This is a genomic window from Bradyrhizobium sp. SPXBL-02 (assembly GCF_051853065.1).
Classification (GTDB): Bacteria; Pseudomonadota; Alphaproteobacteria; order Rhizobiales; family Xanthobacteraceae; genus Bradyrhizobium.
Window position 1 is genome coordinate 6,432,948 of sequence record NZ_CP182474.1, and the last position, 14,398, is coordinate 6,447,345.

A 14,398-nucleotide genomic window follows, 5' to 3' on the forward strand; every position below is an offset into this window, starting at 1 on the left:
GACGCGGTGCCGGTCTCAGAACGGTGCCACGGCATCATAGATCCGGTGTCCCCATCCAGGCTGCTGCACGTCCGACAGATTTCCGCGCCCGCCATAGGACACGCGCGCCTCGGCGATCTTGTCGTAGGAGATCGTGTTGGCCCGCGAGATATCGCGCGGACGTACGATGCCGCCGACGTTCAGCACGCGCATCTCCGTGTTGACGCGAAATTCCTGCGAACCGCTGATCATCATGTTGCCGTTCGGCAGCACGTCGGTGACGATGGCCGCGATCGACAGCTTGATGTCTTCGGTGCGGTCGATCTGGCCGTTGCCCTTGATCTGGGTGTTGGTGCTGAGATTGGCGTTGGCCGAACCCGTGTCTTTCCATCCGGCGACGTCCATCAGCCAGTCGAGCCCGAACTTCACCTGCGAATCGCGCGAACGGCCGGTCTTGTTGTCCAGCTTGGCCTTGTCCTGCATCGAGATGATCACCGTCACGACGTCGCCGGTGCGGCGGGCGCGGGGATCGCGGTAAAGATCGGTGCCGTCGTCCCAGGTGGAGCGGTAGCTCACGGGCGTGCGCATGCGCGGCGTCACCGGGATCGGATCGGCCTGCATCCGCAGGCCGCTGCCGACAGGCGACATCTGCGGACCGATCAGGACTTCGGCCGGATCATGATAGCACCCGGCCAGGAGCACGGATGCCGCGAGGAGGGAGAGGATCGGCTTGTTCATCTATTTGCTCTTTCCGTCGTCCACGCGACGCATGCCGCCGAGCAGGTCGGCGAGGTGCGCCGCGCGTGCCGTGTCCATCTCATTGAAGATCGCACTCGAGCTGCGCGGGCTGAGCTTGGCGAGCACGGCCGCGGCGGTCTCGTCTGCCATGCCGGCGATCTGGGTCGCCGCAGCTTCGGGCTTCATGCGCGAATAGATCTCGACGACGCTGGCTTCGGCCTTTTTCAGGAAGTCGTCGCGCAGCGCCATCCACTTCTCGTATTCGACGCGCTTGGCCTCGACTTCCGCGATGCGCTCGCGCAGCAGGCTCTCGGCCTTCTCGAGCTCCTTGAGCTGCCAAGCCAGCCTTGCGTCGACGGCGGGATCGGCGACGTTGCTGCAGAACAGGGCGATTTCGTTGTCGGGAGCCGGCGCGGCCTGCGGCAGCGCAGGCTTCGGCGGCGCCGTGACGCTGCCGGGCTTGGCCGGACGGACCGGCGCGGGCGCAGGTGTCGGCGTTTCCGGAGCCGGCACCGCGCCGGTGACGACGGGGCCCGAATCTTCAGCCGCCCATGCCGTGGCCCGGACCGACGCATTCTCGCCAGGTGTCGCGGTGGCCGGCGGCTGCGGCTTCTGCGGTCCGCCCGCACGAGCACGGGCGAAGGAGAGCAGGTTGAGCGGTTTCGAGGGCTTGGCCTCGTCCAGGGCGAGCACCGGCGAGACGCTCGCGAGCATTGTTGCCGCGGCCAGCAGGAGGAGTTTGGCTTTGTGATCCAGCTTCAGCATCGGGCCGCGTGCGATTCTCGCTTCAGACCTGAGCATTGAGCGACCAAGCTTGCACGACGCTTGCGCATCATTGCACGATGACGTCGGCCTGCAGCGCGCCCGCCGTCTTGATCGCCTGGAGGATCGCGATGATCCCTGATGGCTTGAGGCCGATCTGGTTCAGCCCGCGCACCAGGCGCTGGAGATCGACCCCGCTCAGGATTGCCACCTGCGATCCGGCCTCGTTGGCTTCGACCACGGTCTGCGGGACGACCACCGTCTGTCCTCGCGAGAACGGCGCCGGCTGCGATACCACCGGCATCTCCGTGACGCGAACCGTCAGATTGCCGTGGGTCACGGCAACGGTCGATATCCGCACGTCGCGCCCGATCACGACCGTGCCGGTGCGCTCGTTGATCACGACCCGCGCCGGCGTGTCCGGCTCGACCACCAATTCGCCGATCTCGGCAAGGAAGCGGACAGGGCCGACATGACGCGGCTTCGACAGCACGATGGTGCGGTAGTCGCGCTCGAACGCGATCTGCGCGCGGTAGCGACCGCCGGCGTAGCGGTTGACCGCGTCGAGGATGCGCGTTGCGGTGACGAAGTCGGGGTTCTTCAGCTGGAGCACCAGGAACTCCATCTCGTGGAGGCTTCCCTGCACCTCGCGTTCGACCAGCGCACCGTTCGGGATGCGTCCGGCCGTCGGCGTGCCCTGGCTGACGTTCTGCGCCTGGCCTCCGACGCTGTAGCCGGCAACCGTGATCGCGCCCTGTGCCACCGCATAGACCGCGCCGTCCGCCGCGCGCAGCGACGTCATCACCAGCGTGCCGCCGAGCAGCGACGTCGCATCGCCGAGCGACGAGACGGTGACGTCCATGCGCTCGCCGGGCCCGATCGAAGGCGGAAGGTCCGCCGTCACCATCACCGCTGCGACGTTGCGGGTGCGCAGCGTGGTCGGCCGCGGGGGATTGTTCGTGCTCGTGGTCTCGTTCCTGACGTTGATGCCCATGTTCTCGAGCATCGACTGCAGGGACTGTTCGGTGAACGGCGCGTTACGCAGCGTGTCGCCGGTGCCATTGAGGCCGATGACGAGGCCGTAGCCGACGATCTGGTTTTCGCGCAGACCCTTGATGTCCGCGATGTCCTTGATGCGGACGGCGGCTTGGGCGCTGGCGGCAGACACCAGCAGGATGAGCGCAAGCAGGAGTCTGGTCATGACCCGTCCACGACCTTGACGGTGCCGTCCGGCTGGACGACGCCCCTGATGATCACGCCGGTGTCCGTGTTGCGCACCGGGATCAGCGCACCGGCCGCACCCGACTGCATCGCCGAGCCGTAAGTGACGATGGACAGGCCGCTGTCCTCGACCACGACCTTGACCATGGCGCCGCGCGCGACGGTCCAGGGATCCTCGACCGCATTGGTTGGAATGGGCTGGCCCGGCAACAGCGCGCGCCGCGCCATGCGGCCGACCAGGACCTGACGTCCCTCGATGAACATGGCAACGCCGAGCAGGCTCGGCGCGAAGGCGCGCTCGGTGATCATCTCTTCGCGGATCAGCTCGCCGGCGCGGATCGAGACGGCCGGCACGGGAAGCCGCTTCTCCTCGGCCGCGGCGCCCCGCGCCGCGACGAGTACCAGCAGTACGGCGGCCAACCCGCGCACGATCAGGCCCACCCTGTTCAACATCGAGACACCGGAACTAGCGCATGCCCTTCGAGACCGTCTGGGCCATTTCATCCGAGGCCTGGATGACCTTGGCATTCATTTCGTAGGCACGCTGCGCCGAGATCAGCTCGGTGATTTCCTTGACCGGGTCGACGTTCGAGGCCTCGAGATATTTCTGGTTGATCTTGCCGTAGCCGGCATCGCCCGGCAGCCCGACGACCGGCGTGCCGGACGCCGTGGTCTCCTTGTAGAGATTGCCGCCCAGCGGCTCGAGGCCTGCTTCGTTGGCGAAATTGGCGAGGTTGAGCTGGCCGATCTGCCGCGGATTCACTTCCGTATCGAGCTTGGCAAACACCTGGCCGGTGGCATTGACGGTGACCTCCACCGTTCCCTGCGGCACCGTGATCGCGGGGTCCAGCAGGTAACCGTCAATGGTGACGAGCTGGCCGTTGGCATTGGTGTTGAACGAGCCCGCACGGGTGTATTGCACCTCGTTGTTGGGGCCGAGCACCTGAAACCAGCCGCGGCCGTTGATCGCGAGATCGTAGGGGTTTCCGGTCTGCGTCAGCGCGCCCTGGATGTGCAGCTTGCGGATCGCCGCGGACTTGACGCCGAGGCCGAGATTGGCGCCTTCCGGAATCGGCGAGGAGCCGTTGGTGTTCGCGACGCCCTGCATGCGGTCCATCTGGTAGAACAGATCGGTGAACTCGGCGCGCGCCCGCTTGTACGACGTCGAGTTGATGTTGGCGATGTTGTTCGCGATGACTTCGATGTTGGTCTGCTGGGCGTTCATGCCCGTGGCCGCAATGGCGAGCGATTTCACTTGTCTCACTCCTTCAGATCAAATCGACATCCGAACGACTTCCTGGTAGGCCTGCACGACCTTGTCGCGAACCGCGACCGCCGTCTGCAGGGCCTGCTCGGCCGACATCAGCGCCTCCACGACGCGGCGCGTCGATTCCTTGCCCTGCATTGCCGAGATCGATGCGGCTTCGCCCGCCTTCAGCGTCCCGATCGCGTCGGACGTCACCTGCTTCATCACCGATTCGAAGCCGACATCGTCACCGGCCTGGACAGACGTTCTCGCGGCAGGCGAGACGGCCTGCGTCTCGGTCGCGCGGCTCGCCGCTTGCCCTGCGGAAATCGCGGTGGATGAAATCGCTTCAAGCATGGTCAGCTCCTCAGGAGGTCGATGCTCATGCCGAGCATGGACCTCACCTGCTTTACGACCTGAAGATTGGCTTCATAGGAGCGGTTGACTTCCCGCATGTCGGCCATCTCGATCATCATGTTCACGTTCGGCAGCTTGACGTAGCCGGCCTTGTCGGCGGCGGGATGCCCCGGATCGTACTCGACGCGATAGGGCGTGGTGTCGACCCCGATCTCCTTGACCTTCGCGAGCTGCGCGCCCGAGGCGCGGTCCATCGCGGCGTCGAAGGTGATGGTCTTGCGCTGATACGGATCGGCGCCGGCGGCGCGTCCCGTCGAGGTGGCGTTCGCGAGATTTTCCGAGACGATGCGCATGCGCGTCGACTGCGCTTCGAGCCCGGAGCTTGCGACCGTCAGAGAGGCGCTCAGTGAGTCCAGCATCTCAGTTCACCTCAGGCTTTTGCACTCGACAGGACCATGCGGTGAAACGACCGCACGATCGCCGCGTTCATCGAATAGTCGCGATTGACGTCGTTGCCCTTGATCATTTCCTGCTCGAGGCTGACGGAGTTGCCGGAGTGAACCACTTCCCAACTGTCCTTCTTCGCGGTCGCCCGCGTATCGGTCTCGGCTGCGGACAATTGCATGTGCGAAGCCGACGTCGTCGCAAGCCTGACCGGCATGCCGTCGAGCACCTTGTTGAACGGCTCGACGTCGCGGGCCCGAAAGCCCGGCGTGTTGGCGTTGGCGACGTTGGTGGCGATGGTCGACTGACGCAGCTCGAGATAGCGCGCCTGCGACGATGCGAGTTCGAAGAGATAAAGCGGTCCCACGACGGCCCCATTCTGATCCATTCGGGACGAGCCTAGGGCGTTAAGCTTTCGTCAAGCTGTTGCGCGAAGCACCATCCGCGGAAATCTATCGGACGTTCTCGGGCCGCGGCGTCTGCTTGGATTGGAGGAAGTAGATGATCTCCGCGACGGGCCGGAAGAATTCCGCCGGAATCACCTGGTCGACCTGGACCGCCTCGTAGAGCGCGCGCGCCAGCGCCTTGTTTTCGATGACGGGGATTCGGTTCTGCTCGGCGACCTCGCGGATCTTCAGCGCGATCACGTCCATGCCCTTGGCCACGACGAGCGGCGCGGCGCTTTCCTCGCGCTTGTAGCGCAGCGCGATCGCGAAGTGCGTCGGGTTGGCAATCACCAGCGTCGCGCGCGAGGCCGAGGCGATCATGCGTTGGCGCGAACGGTCGCGCGCCAGCGAGCGCAGGCGCGCCTTGATCAACGGATCGCCTTCCGCCTGCTTGTGCTCGTCCTTGATCTCCTGCTTGGTCATGCGCAGCTCGCGCCGCCAATGGAAGCGCGCCCAGGCGAGATCGATCGCCACCAGGACGATGGTGGCGATGCAGATCGCCGAGACTATGCGCATCGCGATGTTGAGGATCATCTCCGGCAGCGCGACCGGATCGGTGTACATCGCCTCGAATGCCTTCGCTTCGGACGCGCGCAGCACGAAGGCGACGACGGCGGTCACCGCACCAAGCTTGAACAGCGACTTGGCGAACTCGATCAGGCCCTGCGTTCCGAACAACCGGCTCCAGCCGCTGACGGGAGAGATTCGCGACAAGTCAGGCTTGATGCGCTCGAGCACGAAGCGCGGCGCGTTCTGCAGCAGCGAGGCGGCGAGCCCGAACACAACGAGGATGACGACCAGCGGCACCAGGAACCGCAGGGCCTGCAGGCCGACCACGGTGAGCAGGTTCTGCGCGTCCGCGCCGCTGGAGAGCGGGAAGCCCTCGGGATCGTCGAGGAGGCTCTTCAGGGTCGGCGTCAATTGCTGCACGCCCTGGCCGATCAGGAACGCCTGGATCACCATCAGCGCGGCCATCGAGGCGAAAATGGAGGCCTCCCGAGAGACCGGAATCTTGCCCTGTTCGAGCGCATCGCGGACTTTCTTCTCGGTCGGCTCTTCTGTCTTGCTCTCCTGATCGGATGTTTCTGCCATGCCCGTTTAGCGGTCAGCGGAAGACCAGCTCATCCTCCTGGTCGGGGTTGAGCTCGATTTCGCCCTTCTCCGCGAGGTCAAGTGCGAGGTCGGTGATCACACGGCGCGCCTCGAGCACGTCGCGCTGGTTCGACGGTTCGCCGATCGCGAGCTCGGCCTCGACGACGCGGCGGACGCGCGAGGCGACCGCGGACAGGATCACCTCGCGGAAATGCTTGTCGGTGCCCTTCAGCGCGACCACGATGCGGTCGGTCGGAACCTGGTCGAAGATCATGGTGCGCGCCTTCGGCGCCAGGTTGATGACGTCGTCGAAGGTGAACAGCAGCTCCTTCAGCACCTCGGCCGACTTCGGACGCTTCTCCGACAGGCTCTTCAGGATGTCCTCGATGTGGCCGCGCTCCATCTTGTTGATGATGTCGGCGACGCGAGCGTAGGTGTCGGCGCCGAGGTTGCGGGCGAAATTCAACGTCAGATCTTCGTGCAGGGTCTTCTCGAGGACCTTCATCGCGTCATCAACGATCGGCTTGAGGCTGAGCACGCGCCGCATCAACTCGTTGCGCAGGCTCGACGGCAGCTGGCTCATCACTTTGGCGGCGCAGGACGGCTTGACTTTGGACAGGATGAGCGCCGCGGTCTGCGGATGCTCCTTGGACAGATAGGTGGCCAGCGAATTTTCCGACACCGACGAGACGCGGTCCCACACAGAGCGGCTCGAATTGCCGAGCAGGTCCGTCATGATCGCCGAAACCTGATCAGCCGGAAGCACGTCGCCGAGCACGGCCTCCAGACCGCCGAGGGTGCCGAGAATGTTCGCGCCCATCGAGAATTGCTGGGCGAACTCCTCGACGATTCCCTCGAGCTCCTGCGCGGTGATCGGCCGCAGCTCCGCCGCCGCCTTGGTGACGATGCGGATCTCCTGCGGCTCGAACTGCTGCAGCACGCTCGCGGCCGCCTGCCGGCCCATGGCCAGCAGGAGCGCGGCGACCTTTTCCGTGCCGCCCAGCGTGGTAACGCCTCGCTGCTTGACGGGAGCGATGCCGACCGGTGCCGCCATGGTCAGGTATCACCCTGCCCCAGCGGCCCGACGATCTCCGTGAGCGAGACGCCGAAGCGGGAATTGTCCTCTTCGACGACGACCACCTCGCCGCGGGCGACGATGCGGCCGTTGACGACGACATCGACGGGCTCACCGACCCGGTGATCGAGCGGGACCACCGCGCCGCGTCCGAGCTTCATCAGGTTCGCCACCGGAATGGTCGCCGATCCCAGCACCACCTGCATGGTGACGGGAATGCGCAGGATAGCGTCGACATTGGCGAACTTGCCGGTCTCCTCGGCCGTGCGCTGGGCGATCTCGGCCAGGCGTTCGAGCGGTGACGTCTCGGCCTCAGTCGATGCAGATGCAGACTCATAGTCGAAGGATTGCGCCATTTGGTATTGCCTCTTGGTATTTCCGCTGCCGGAGCGCCGCGGCGTTCCGGTCGTATTCTTCTGCCGGGTGAGGGCTTCAGTGCTTGTTCAGATCGGCGGTCGCCGCCGTCGCGATTGGTGCGAGCCCGCTCCGCGCGTCGAGCGCCGCGATCGCCTCGTGGGCCTGATCGATCTTCGTGCTCAGCACGTTGGCAAGGCGTCCGAGATTTGCGGTGGAATCGTGCGCCGCGGTAATCACGGTGTCGAAGGCGCCCGCGGTCTCGTGCACGATGGTCGAGAATTCGCCCTGATAGCTGCGCAACCGCGCCAGCTCGCGGTGCATCCGGGTCACCCGCATGCTGGTGAAGGCGAGCGCGATCAGCAGCACGGCATCAACGAGATAGGATATCATCGACGAACTCCCGCTTCTGATCGACGGGATCGGACACCTGCATGGCGTAATAGCCATCAAGCTGGCCGATCTGACACCAGAACAGCACCTGATTGTTGCTCTCGAGGCGAGCCAGCGTGCGCGGCGTGGCCTCCAGCTCCAGCACCTGCCCCACCTTGAACTTCACGACGTCCTCGAGCGAGATCATCTTCTCGTCGAGCACCGCGCTCAGCGTCACCTCGGTACGCTGGACCTCGCTCTCCATCTGCTCGCGCCAACGCGGATCGGTCGTGCGGCCGTCGCTGGCGGTGACGGTTGCAAGCTTCTGCCTGAGCGGGTTGAGCGCGGAGTGCGGAATGATCAGGAACATCTGACCGCCGCGGTAGAGCGCCTGCACCATCATGTTCGCGCAGATCGACATGTTGCTGGCGCGTCCGATCGCCAGCGACGCCATCGCGGTCTCGACACGCTCGACGCGGAAAGTGACGTTGGACGTTCCGGCGAAGGCGCCCTGCAGCGCCTTGGCGAACCGCTCGAACAGCGCCTGGACCAGCCGGATCTCAATGTTCGAGAACGTGCGTTCGACGTCAAGCGGCGGTTCCGCTCCGTCGGAGCCGAACATCGCCTCGACCATCGTGAACACGAAGTCGCGGTCGAGCATGATGATGACGCGCGAGTCCCACTGCTCGGCATAGAGGACGGCCGCGACCGCGTTGCCCTCGTAGTCCTTGATGATGTCGCCGAGCGGATCGTTGGTGATGCCGTTGACCGAGAAATAGCAGGGCGTTCCGGCCATCGGCTGCAGGCTGTCGGTGCACGATGCCGCCATGCGATCGAAGATCACATTGAGCATCGGCATACGGTCGATCGATATGCCGGCAGCGTCCAGCAGGTAGTTCGGCAGCTGCTTGCGCTGATCGACCTCGGCGTCTTCCATCATCATGCGCGCGCCGCCTTGGGTGCAGCGTCGGCAACGACGGCCTTGGGACCTGCGATCGTCTCGTTCTCGACGACGTCGATCGAGGGACGTTCGCTGCTCGAGATCATCTTGCGGCCGTGCTCGACCGCGATCTGGGGCATGGCGCCGTTCATGAACGCCAGCAGCGTCTGCTTGACGATGATGTAGGGCCGGCACTTCTTCTCGCGCATCATCTTGATCTTGATCGCGAAGGGCGAAATGATGCCGTAGGACAGGAAGATGCCGGCGAAGGTGCCGACGAGAGCGGCGCCGATGAAGCCGCCCAGCAGCTTCGGCGACTGATCGAGCGCGCCCATCGCCTTGATGACGCCGAGCACCGCAGCGACGATGCCGAGGGCCGGCATCGCCTCCGACACCGTCACCAGTGCATGGTAAGGAGCCAGCTTGCCCTTGACGATGGTGTGGATCTCCTCGTCCATCAGCGCCTCGATCTCGTGCGTGCGCGCATTGCCCATGATGATGAGACGGACGTAATCGCAGATGAACTGGAGCAGCGAGGGGTCGCCGAGCACGCTGGGGAATGCCTTGAAGATCTCGGAGTTCGAGGGGTCGTCGATATGCGCCTCCACCTCGTTGCGGCCCTTGCCCCGCAGCTCTCGCATCAAGGCGTGCAGCGCGCCGAGCAGGTCGAGGTAATAGCGCTGTCCCGGCACCGCGTTGGTGATGGCCTGCATGCAGGCGACGCCGCTGTCGACGACCGTCTTCCACGGATTGGCCACGATGAAGGTGCCGACCGCCGTGCCTATGATGATTACGAATTCCCACGGCTGCATGAGCACGGCCAGGTGCCCGCCCATGGCGGCAAAACCGCCGAGCAGCGCCGCTACCGTGATGAAAATCCCCACGAAACTGCCCAACGCGCCGCTCCATCGCCGATCCCACCGGGAATACCTAGTCGGCGACGCTTGCGCGAAGCTGGCTTCGAGGTCGCCAGCCCCGCGCAAGCAATTGGCGGCAGCTTGAAGCGGCGTCGCAAACGGCGCCAGAGGGGCGCGTGTCATGCTATCCACCATCGCGGACTACACCAGGCTGACCAAGGACATGGGCAAGTCGCTGACGCAGGTCGCGCAGCAGCCGGATGTCAGCCGCGAGACCGACTACTTCCTCAGCCATATCGGCAAGGTTAAGACCATCGACGACTTCCTGAAGGACTATCGTCTCTACTCCTATGCGATGAAGGCCTATGGCCTCAGCGACATGACCTACGCCAAAGCGTTCATGCGCAAGGTGCTGACCGAGGGGGTCGCGAGCAAGGACGCCTTCGCCAACAAGCTGACCGACGTCCGCTATCGGCAATTCGCAACCGCCTTCAATTTCGCCGCGCTCGGCGACAAGGCGACTCAGACCGCCGCGGCCACGACCGGGACGGCGACCCAGTTCGTCACGCAGACGATGGAGGAGAAGGCCGGGGACCAGAACGAGGGCCTGCGGCTGGCGCTGTATTTCACCCGCAAGGCTTCCACCATCACGACCGCCTACCAGGTCCTGGCCGACAAGGCGCTGACGCAGGTGGTGCAGACCGCGCTCGGCCTGCCGGCGACGATCAGCTCGGCCGACATCGACGCCCAGGCCAAGATGATCGCGGACAAGATCAATCTCGCCGACTTCCAGGACCCGGCCAAGGTGACCAAGTTCGTGCAGCGCTTTGCGGCGATGTGGGATGCGACCCAGGCCCAGAACGACAGCTCGACCAATCCCGCGCTGGTCCTGATCGCCGGCGCCGCGACGTCGGTCAGCATGGATACCAACGTGCTGGCGACGCTTCAGAACATCAAGTTCAACAGGTAAGTCATGCAATCGGCTCTCTATGTGGGATTGTCGGCGCAGGTCGCCCTCGAAAAGCGCCTGCAGACGATCGCCAACAACGTCGCCAACGTCAACACGGCGGCGTTCCGCACCGACGTGGTGAAGTTCGAGACCGTGCTGTCCAAGGCGGGCCCGACGCCGGTGGCGTTCTCCTCGCCCGGCGACAACATCATCTCGCGTGAGATGGGCAACATCACCGAGAGCGGCAACCCGCTCGACGTCGCCGTGGTCGGCCAGGGTTGGATCGCCTTCGCCGGTCCGAACGGCACGGTCTACACGCGCGACGGAAGGCTCCAGATCGCCCCCAACGGCGATCTTCAGACCGTGAGCGGCTTTCCGGTCGTCGATTCCGGCGGCGCGCAGATCACGCTCGACCCGAACGGCGGACCGATCTCGATCGCGCGCAGCGGCGCGATCATCCAGGACAACAACGAGATCGGCACCATCGGCCTGTTCAGCATCCCGGCCGACGCCAATCTCGAACGCTACGGCAATTCCGGCGTGACGCCCGACCGGCCCGCGACCGCCATCGCGGACTTCTCCCGCGACGGCTTCAAGCAGGGTTATGTCGAGGGCTCCGGCGCCAATCCGATGATGGAATTGACCAAGCTGATCGCGGCCTCGCGCGCCTTCGACGGCACCAACTCGATGATCGAGGGCACCGAGAGCTCGCTGCAGAACGCGATCCGGACGCTCGGCGAACCCGGCAAGTAGAGTGTGCCGCGTGCGCAATAAGGTTGGACGGTTTCCTTGAACGCTCTTCGGCAACTCGAGTGGGCGCTGCTGGAGCTTCAGCAGAGCACTCCCCTGGCAAGCGTCAGCGGCGCGATCTCCGAGATCGCGCCGACGCATTTCCGCGTCTCCGGCCTGTCGCGCTTCGTCAGGCTCGGCGAGCTCATCGGCGTCGATTGCGGCGGCAAGCGCCAGATCGGCGAGGTGGTTCGAATCGACAGCGACGGCATCATTGCCAAGCCGTTCGACCGGCAATTCGGCGGCGGGCTCGGCTCGGTCGCCTCCCGCATGCCGCCTCTGTCCTTTGCGCCCGATCCGAGCTGGAAGGGCCGCGTCATCAACGCCCTCGGCGCGCCGCTGGACGGACTGGGGCCCCTCACGCAAGGGGCGCAGGCGGTCTCGGCCGAGACCGAAGCGCCGTCGGCCATGAAGCGCGCACGCGTGCACAAGCCGCTGCGCACCGGCGTGCGCGTCATCGACCTGTTCGCGCCGATCTGCGCCGGCCAGCGCGTCGGCATCTTTGCCGGCTCGGGTGTCGGCAAATCGACGCTGCTCGCGATGCTCGCCCGCAGCCAGGGCTTCGACACCGTCGTGCTCGCCCTGGTCGGCGAGCGCGGCCGCGAAGTGCGCGAGTTCATCGAGGACGTGCTGGGCAACGACCGTCACCGCGCTGTCACAATCGTGTCGACGGGCGACGAAAGCCCGATGATGCGCCGGCTGGCGCCGAAGACGGCGATGGCGGTCGCCGAATATTTCCGCGACCGCGGCGAATCGGTCCTGCTGATGGTGGATTCGATCACCCGCTTCGCCCACGCCGCTCGCGAGGTCGCGCTCGCCGCCGGCGAGCCCGCGGTAGCACGCGGCTACGCGCCGACCGTCTTCACCGATCTGCCGCGCCTGCTCGAGCGCGCCGGCCCGGGCGAGGAGGGATCCGGCACCATCACCGGGATCTTCTCCGTGCTGGTCGACGGCGACGATCACAACGAACCCATCGCCGACACCATCCGCAGCACGCTCGATGGGCACATCGTGCTCTCCAGGCACATCGCAGACCAGGCGCGCTATCCGGCCGTCGACGTTCTGGCGTCGGTCTCCCGCCTCGCCCACAACGTCTGGGACCCGGAGGAGCGCGAATTGGTGAGCAAGCTGCGCGCCATGATCGCGAAATACGAGGATACGCGCGACCTTCGCCTGATGGGCGGCTATCAGCCGGGACGTGATTCGAGTCTCGACCAGGCGGTCGAGATGGTCCCGCGAATCTACAGCGCGATGCGGCAAGGCGCGTCGGCCCCGCCGAGCGCCGATCCGTTCCGCGAGCTTCGGGACATGCTCAAGGGCGACTGACGGATTGAGAGGGCGAGGCGCCTGCCGCGCGCCGTGCCGGTGGTTTTCGACAGGAGATTGCGCATGTCGCTACGCTTCCAGCGCATGCGCATGCACACCGGTCGCCGATTTTTCTCTTGAGCGAATTCACCCGTTCAGGTGAGCACAAGCCCGCAAACGCGATGCAAGCAATCGAAGGGTCGATTCTGCAAGCAGTGCGGAAACAACCGTCACGTGTAATTCCAACGAGTTCCCTCGACGATTCCTCGGCAGAACGCACAAGTTGTGGATGACGTGCCGCCAAACACGGTCGTGATGCACAAGCTTCGATCAATTTGCATCAACGCCAGACAACAACGTGCCGTGCAATCAAACCGTCGTATAGTTGCGTGCATGTTGCGCGCGGGGCAGCGTATTGCGTTCACTATCATGTGTCCCTGGAAGTGAAATTGTCTTGAACGTTACATTCGCCTGCAACGACATCCAGTCTGCGAGAGGGTCTCTACTTGATTTTGTTGAGAAGCTCATCCATCGTTTTGGTTGAGTAGAAGAAACGTCTGCTTGTGACTTGAACTTTTGGGGGCTTCGGTTGAGCTATTCCGGTCCACCGTTCGCCGGCGACGGCAACCCGAGCTCCCGCGCGACGACGACGCTGTCGGCATGCCATCAGCGATACGGCTTCTCGCTCCGGACGATGCGAGGCTCATCCGCCCAGGTCGAGCGCGTTGCGATCCGTGCCTTTGTGCAAGAGTTCGATCCGACATGCTCGTCTGGCACTCAGGGCGCAAAGCGGCTTCGGGACGCCGCAGACGAAGTTCCGGGGACGAGGTAGATTCATGCCATTGGCGCGGGAAGCCGTCGAGCTGCTGGTTCAGGCGGCGAGGGCTTGGTATTTCGAGGGCAATCAGCATGGATTGCGCGATCGGGAGTGGATGGCGCTGCGCTTTCTCGGGCGCGCCAACAGGTTTTCGCGCACGCCGTCCGCACTGGCCGGCTTCATCGGCGCCACACGAGCGACTGCATCGCAGATCGTGAAGACTCTGGAGAGCAAGTCGTTCCTGGTGCGAAAGCCGTCGCACGAGGACAAGCGTTCCGTCGTCCTGAATGTCACGTCCCAGGGCGAGAAATGCCTGAGCCAGCACGATCCGATCAATCACGTGGTGAACGCGGTGACGGCGCTCGGGACCGACGAGTGCATCAAGCTGCGCGACTCTCTCCGCGAGATCCTCAATCACCTCGATGCGGCCCATCAGCGGCTCGAAGCGAGCATCTGCCGGGACTGCATGTTTCTCGCAGAGCGCGGCCCGGGCACCGGCAAGGGACGTGGAAACGCCGAGTTCATGTGCCGGCTCTATCGTGCTCCGATCTCGCTCGAGGAGACCGAGCTGCTCTGCACCAGCTTCGAGCGCACGCGTGACCGTCCCAAGATCGAGCAGCATCTCGACCGCGACCGCGTGGCGAGCCAGGGCTGA

18 protein-coding genes are annotated in these 14,398 nt (G+C 64.9%); 4 read left to right on the plus strand and 14 right to left on the minus strand.

The window, feature by feature from the left end; translation table 11 throughout:
* Positions 1 to 15 precede the first annotated feature (15 nt).
* From flgH to motA, 14 genes are all read right to left on the minus strand, one after another.
* On the minus strand, positions 16 to 717 hold the full coding sequence (gene flgH / locus ACNJYD_RS30040; RefSeq protein ID WP_172786957.1) for a flagellar basal body L-ring protein FlgH: 702 nt from the start codon (positions 715 to 717) through the stop codon (positions 16 to 18).
* Complete coding sequence (locus ACNJYD_RS30045; RefSeq protein ID WP_439364146.1) at positions 718 to 1,482, minus strand: MotE family protein; 765 nt, start codon at positions 1,480 to 1,482, stop codon at positions 718 to 720.
* Between the two features lie 67 nt (positions 1,483 to 1,549).
* Positions 1,550 to 2,680, minus strand: coding sequence for a flagellar basal body P-ring protein FlgI (flgI, locus tag ACNJYD_RS30050; RefSeq protein WP_128263899.1), 1,131 nt, complete (start codon positions 2,678 to 2,680; stop codon positions 1,550 to 1,552).
* Positions 2,677 to 3,153, minus strand: a complete 477-nt coding sequence (gene flgA / locus ACNJYD_RS30055) for a flagellar basal body P-ring formation chaperone FlgA (protein ID WP_172786959.1) — start codon at positions 3,151 to 3,153, stop codon at positions 2,677 to 2,679. Before flgA ends, flgI begins: the two co-directional genes overlap by 4 nt.
* A gap of 13 nt (positions 3,154 to 3,166) precedes the next feature.
* On the minus strand, positions 3,167 to 3,955 hold the full coding sequence (gene flgG, locus ACNJYD_RS30060; protein WP_172786960.1) for a flagellar basal-body rod protein FlgG: 789 nt from the start codon (positions 3,953 to 3,955) through the stop codon (positions 3,167 to 3,169).
* Positions 3,956 to 3,973: 18 nt separating this feature from the next.
* Entirely contained in the window at positions 3,974 to 4,303 is a 330-nt protein-coding gene (locus ACNJYD_RS30065; RefSeq protein ID WP_172786961.1) for a flagellar hook-basal body complex protein FliE, read from the minus strand.
* 2 nt (positions 4,304 to 4,305) lie between these two features.
* Positions 4,306 to 4,722 carry a flagellar basal body rod protein FlgC gene (gene flgC, locus ACNJYD_RS30070; protein WP_172786962.1) on the minus strand — a complete coding sequence of 139 codons (417 nt, stop codon included), beginning with the start codon at positions 4,720 to 4,722 and terminating at the stop codon, positions 4,306 to 4,308.
* 11 nt (positions 4,723 to 4,733) lie between these two features.
* On the minus strand, positions 4,734 to 5,135 hold the full coding sequence (flgB, locus tag ACNJYD_RS30075; RefSeq protein ID WP_439364147.1) for a flagellar basal body rod protein FlgB: 402 nt from the start codon (positions 5,133 to 5,135) through the stop codon (positions 4,734 to 4,736).
* 64 nt (positions 5,136 to 5,199) lie between these two features.
* On the minus strand, positions 5,200 to 6,285 hold the full coding sequence (flhB, locus tag ACNJYD_RS30080) for a flagellar biosynthesis protein FlhB (RefSeq protein WP_439364148.1): 1,086 nt from the start codon (positions 6,283 to 6,285) through the stop codon (positions 5,200 to 5,202).
* A gap of 13 nt (positions 6,286 to 6,298) precedes the next feature.
* Entirely contained in the window at positions 6,299 to 7,339 is a 1,041-nt protein-coding gene (locus tag ACNJYD_RS30085) for a flagellar motor switch protein FliG (RefSeq protein ID WP_172786965.1), read from the minus strand.
* Positions 7,340 to 7,341: 2 nt separating this feature from the next.
* Positions 7,342 to 7,716 (minus strand): flagellar motor switch protein FliN, encoded by a 375-nt coding sequence (fliN, locus tag ACNJYD_RS30090; RefSeq protein WP_172786966.1) that lies wholly within the window; start codon positions 7,714 to 7,716, stop codon positions 7,342 to 7,344.
* A gap of 76 nt (positions 7,717 to 7,792) precedes the next feature.
* The gene (locus ACNJYD_RS30095; protein ID WP_172786967.1) at positions 7,793 to 8,107 is read right to left on the minus strand and encodes a hypothetical protein; all 315 of its coding nucleotides are present in this window, start codon (positions 8,105 to 8,107) and stop codon (positions 7,793 to 7,795) included.
* A complete protein-coding gene (locus ACNJYD_RS30100) occupies positions 8,088 to 9,029 on the minus strand; it encodes a flagellar motor switch protein FliM (RefSeq protein WP_172786968.1) in 942 nt (313 codons plus the stop codon). Before ACNJYD_RS30100 ends, ACNJYD_RS30095 begins: the two co-directional genes overlap by 20 nt.
* Positions 9,026 to 9,922: a flagellar motor stator protein MotA gene (motA, locus tag ACNJYD_RS30105; protein WP_439364149.1), complete on the minus strand. Its 897-nt coding sequence runs from the start codon at positions 9,920 to 9,922 to the stop codon at positions 9,026 to 9,028. Before motA ends, ACNJYD_RS30100 begins: the two co-directional genes overlap by 4 nt.
* Before the next feature lie 142 nt (positions 9,923 to 10,064).
* On the opposite strand from motA, the gene ACNJYD_RS30110 reads away from it, so the two are divergent.
* The 4 genes from ACNJYD_RS30110 to ACNJYD_RS30125 all read left to right on the plus strand — a co-directional run bounded on the left by ACNJYD_RS30110 (position 10,065) and on the right by ACNJYD_RS30125 (position 14,398).
* Positions 10,065 to 10,853: a DUF1217 domain-containing protein gene (locus ACNJYD_RS30110; protein WP_260382458.1), complete on the plus strand. Its 789-nt coding sequence runs from the start codon at positions 10,065 to 10,067 to the stop codon at positions 10,851 to 10,853.
* A gap of 3 nt (positions 10,854 to 10,856) precedes the next feature.
* Positions 10,857 to 11,585, plus strand: coding sequence for a flagellar basal-body rod protein FlgF (flgF, locus tag ACNJYD_RS30115; protein WP_172786971.1), 729 nt, complete (start codon positions 10,857 to 10,859; stop codon positions 11,583 to 11,585).
* 36 nt (positions 11,586 to 11,621) lie between these two features.
* The gene (fliI, locus tag ACNJYD_RS30120) at positions 11,622 to 12,947 is read left to right on the plus strand and encodes a flagellar protein export ATPase FliI (protein WP_439364150.1); all 1,326 of its coding nucleotides are present in this window, start codon (positions 11,622 to 11,624) and stop codon (positions 12,945 to 12,947) included.
* 815 nt (positions 12,948 to 13,762) lie between these two features.
* Complete coding sequence (locus ACNJYD_RS30125; RefSeq protein ID WP_172786973.1) at positions 13,763 to 14,398, plus strand: MarR family winged helix-turn-helix transcriptional regulator; 636 nt, start codon at positions 13,763 to 13,765, stop codon at positions 14,396 to 14,398.

Excerpts from the sequence above, each read along its gene's own strand:
- ACNJYD_RS30045 (WP_439364146.1), bottom strand. The coding sequence starts at position 1,482 with ATGCTGAAGCTGGATCACAAAGCCAAACTCCTCCTGCTGGCCGCGGCA.
- flgA (WP_172786959.1), bottom strand. The coding sequence starts at position 3,153 with ATGTTGAACAGGGTGGGCCTGATCGTGCGCGGGTTGGCCGCCGTACTG.
- flgH (WP_172786957.1), bottom strand. The coding sequence starts at position 717 with ATGAACAAGCCGATCCTCTCCCTCCTCGCGGCATCCGTGCTCCTGGCC.
- flgF (WP_172786971.1), top strand. The coding sequence starts at position 10,857 with ATGCAATCGGCTCTCTATGTGGGATTGTCGGCGCAGGTCGCCCTCGAA.
- ACNJYD_RS30100 (WP_172786968.1), bottom strand. The coding sequence starts at position 9,029 with ATGATGATGGAAGACGCCGAGGTCGATCAGCGCAAGCAGCTGCCGAAC.
- ACNJYD_RS30065 (WP_172786961.1), bottom strand. The coding sequence starts at position 4,303 with ATGCTTGAAGCGATTTCATCCACCGCGATTTCCGCAGGGCAAGCGGCG.
- ACNJYD_RS30085 (WP_172786965.1), bottom strand. The coding sequence starts at position 7,339 with ATGGCGGCACCGGTCGGCATCGCTCCCGTCAAGCAGCGAGGCGTTACC.
- ACNJYD_RS30095 (WP_172786967.1), bottom strand. The coding sequence starts at position 8,107 with ATGATATCCTATCTCGTTGATGCCGTGCTGCTGATCGCGCTCGCCTTC.
- flgC (WP_172786962.1), bottom strand. The coding sequence starts at position 4,722 with ATGCTGGACTCACTGAGCGCCTCTCTGACGGTCGCAAGCTCCGGGCTC.
- fliN (WP_172786966.1), bottom strand. The coding sequence starts at position 7,716 with ATGGCGCAATCCTTCGACTATGAGTCTGCATCTGCATCGACTGAGGCC.
- flgI (WP_128263899.1), bottom strand. The coding sequence starts at position 2,680 with ATGACCAGACTCCTGCTTGCGCTCATCCTGCTGGTGTCTGCCGCCAGC.
- ACNJYD_RS30110 (WP_260382458.1), top strand. The coding sequence starts at position 10,065 with ATGCTATCCACCATCGCGGACTACACCAGGCTGACCAAGGACATGGGC.
- flhB (WP_439364148.1), bottom strand. The coding sequence starts at position 6,285 with ATGGCAGAAACATCCGATCAGGAGAGCAAGACAGAAGAGCCGACCGAG.
- ACNJYD_RS30125 (WP_172786973.1), top strand. The coding sequence starts at position 13,763 with ATGCCATTGGCGCGGGAAGCCGTCGAGCTGCTGGTTCAGGCGGCGAGG.
- flgB (WP_439364147.1), bottom strand. The coding sequence starts at position 5,135 with ATGGATCAGAATGGGGCCGTCGTGGGACCGCTTTATCTCTTCGAACTC.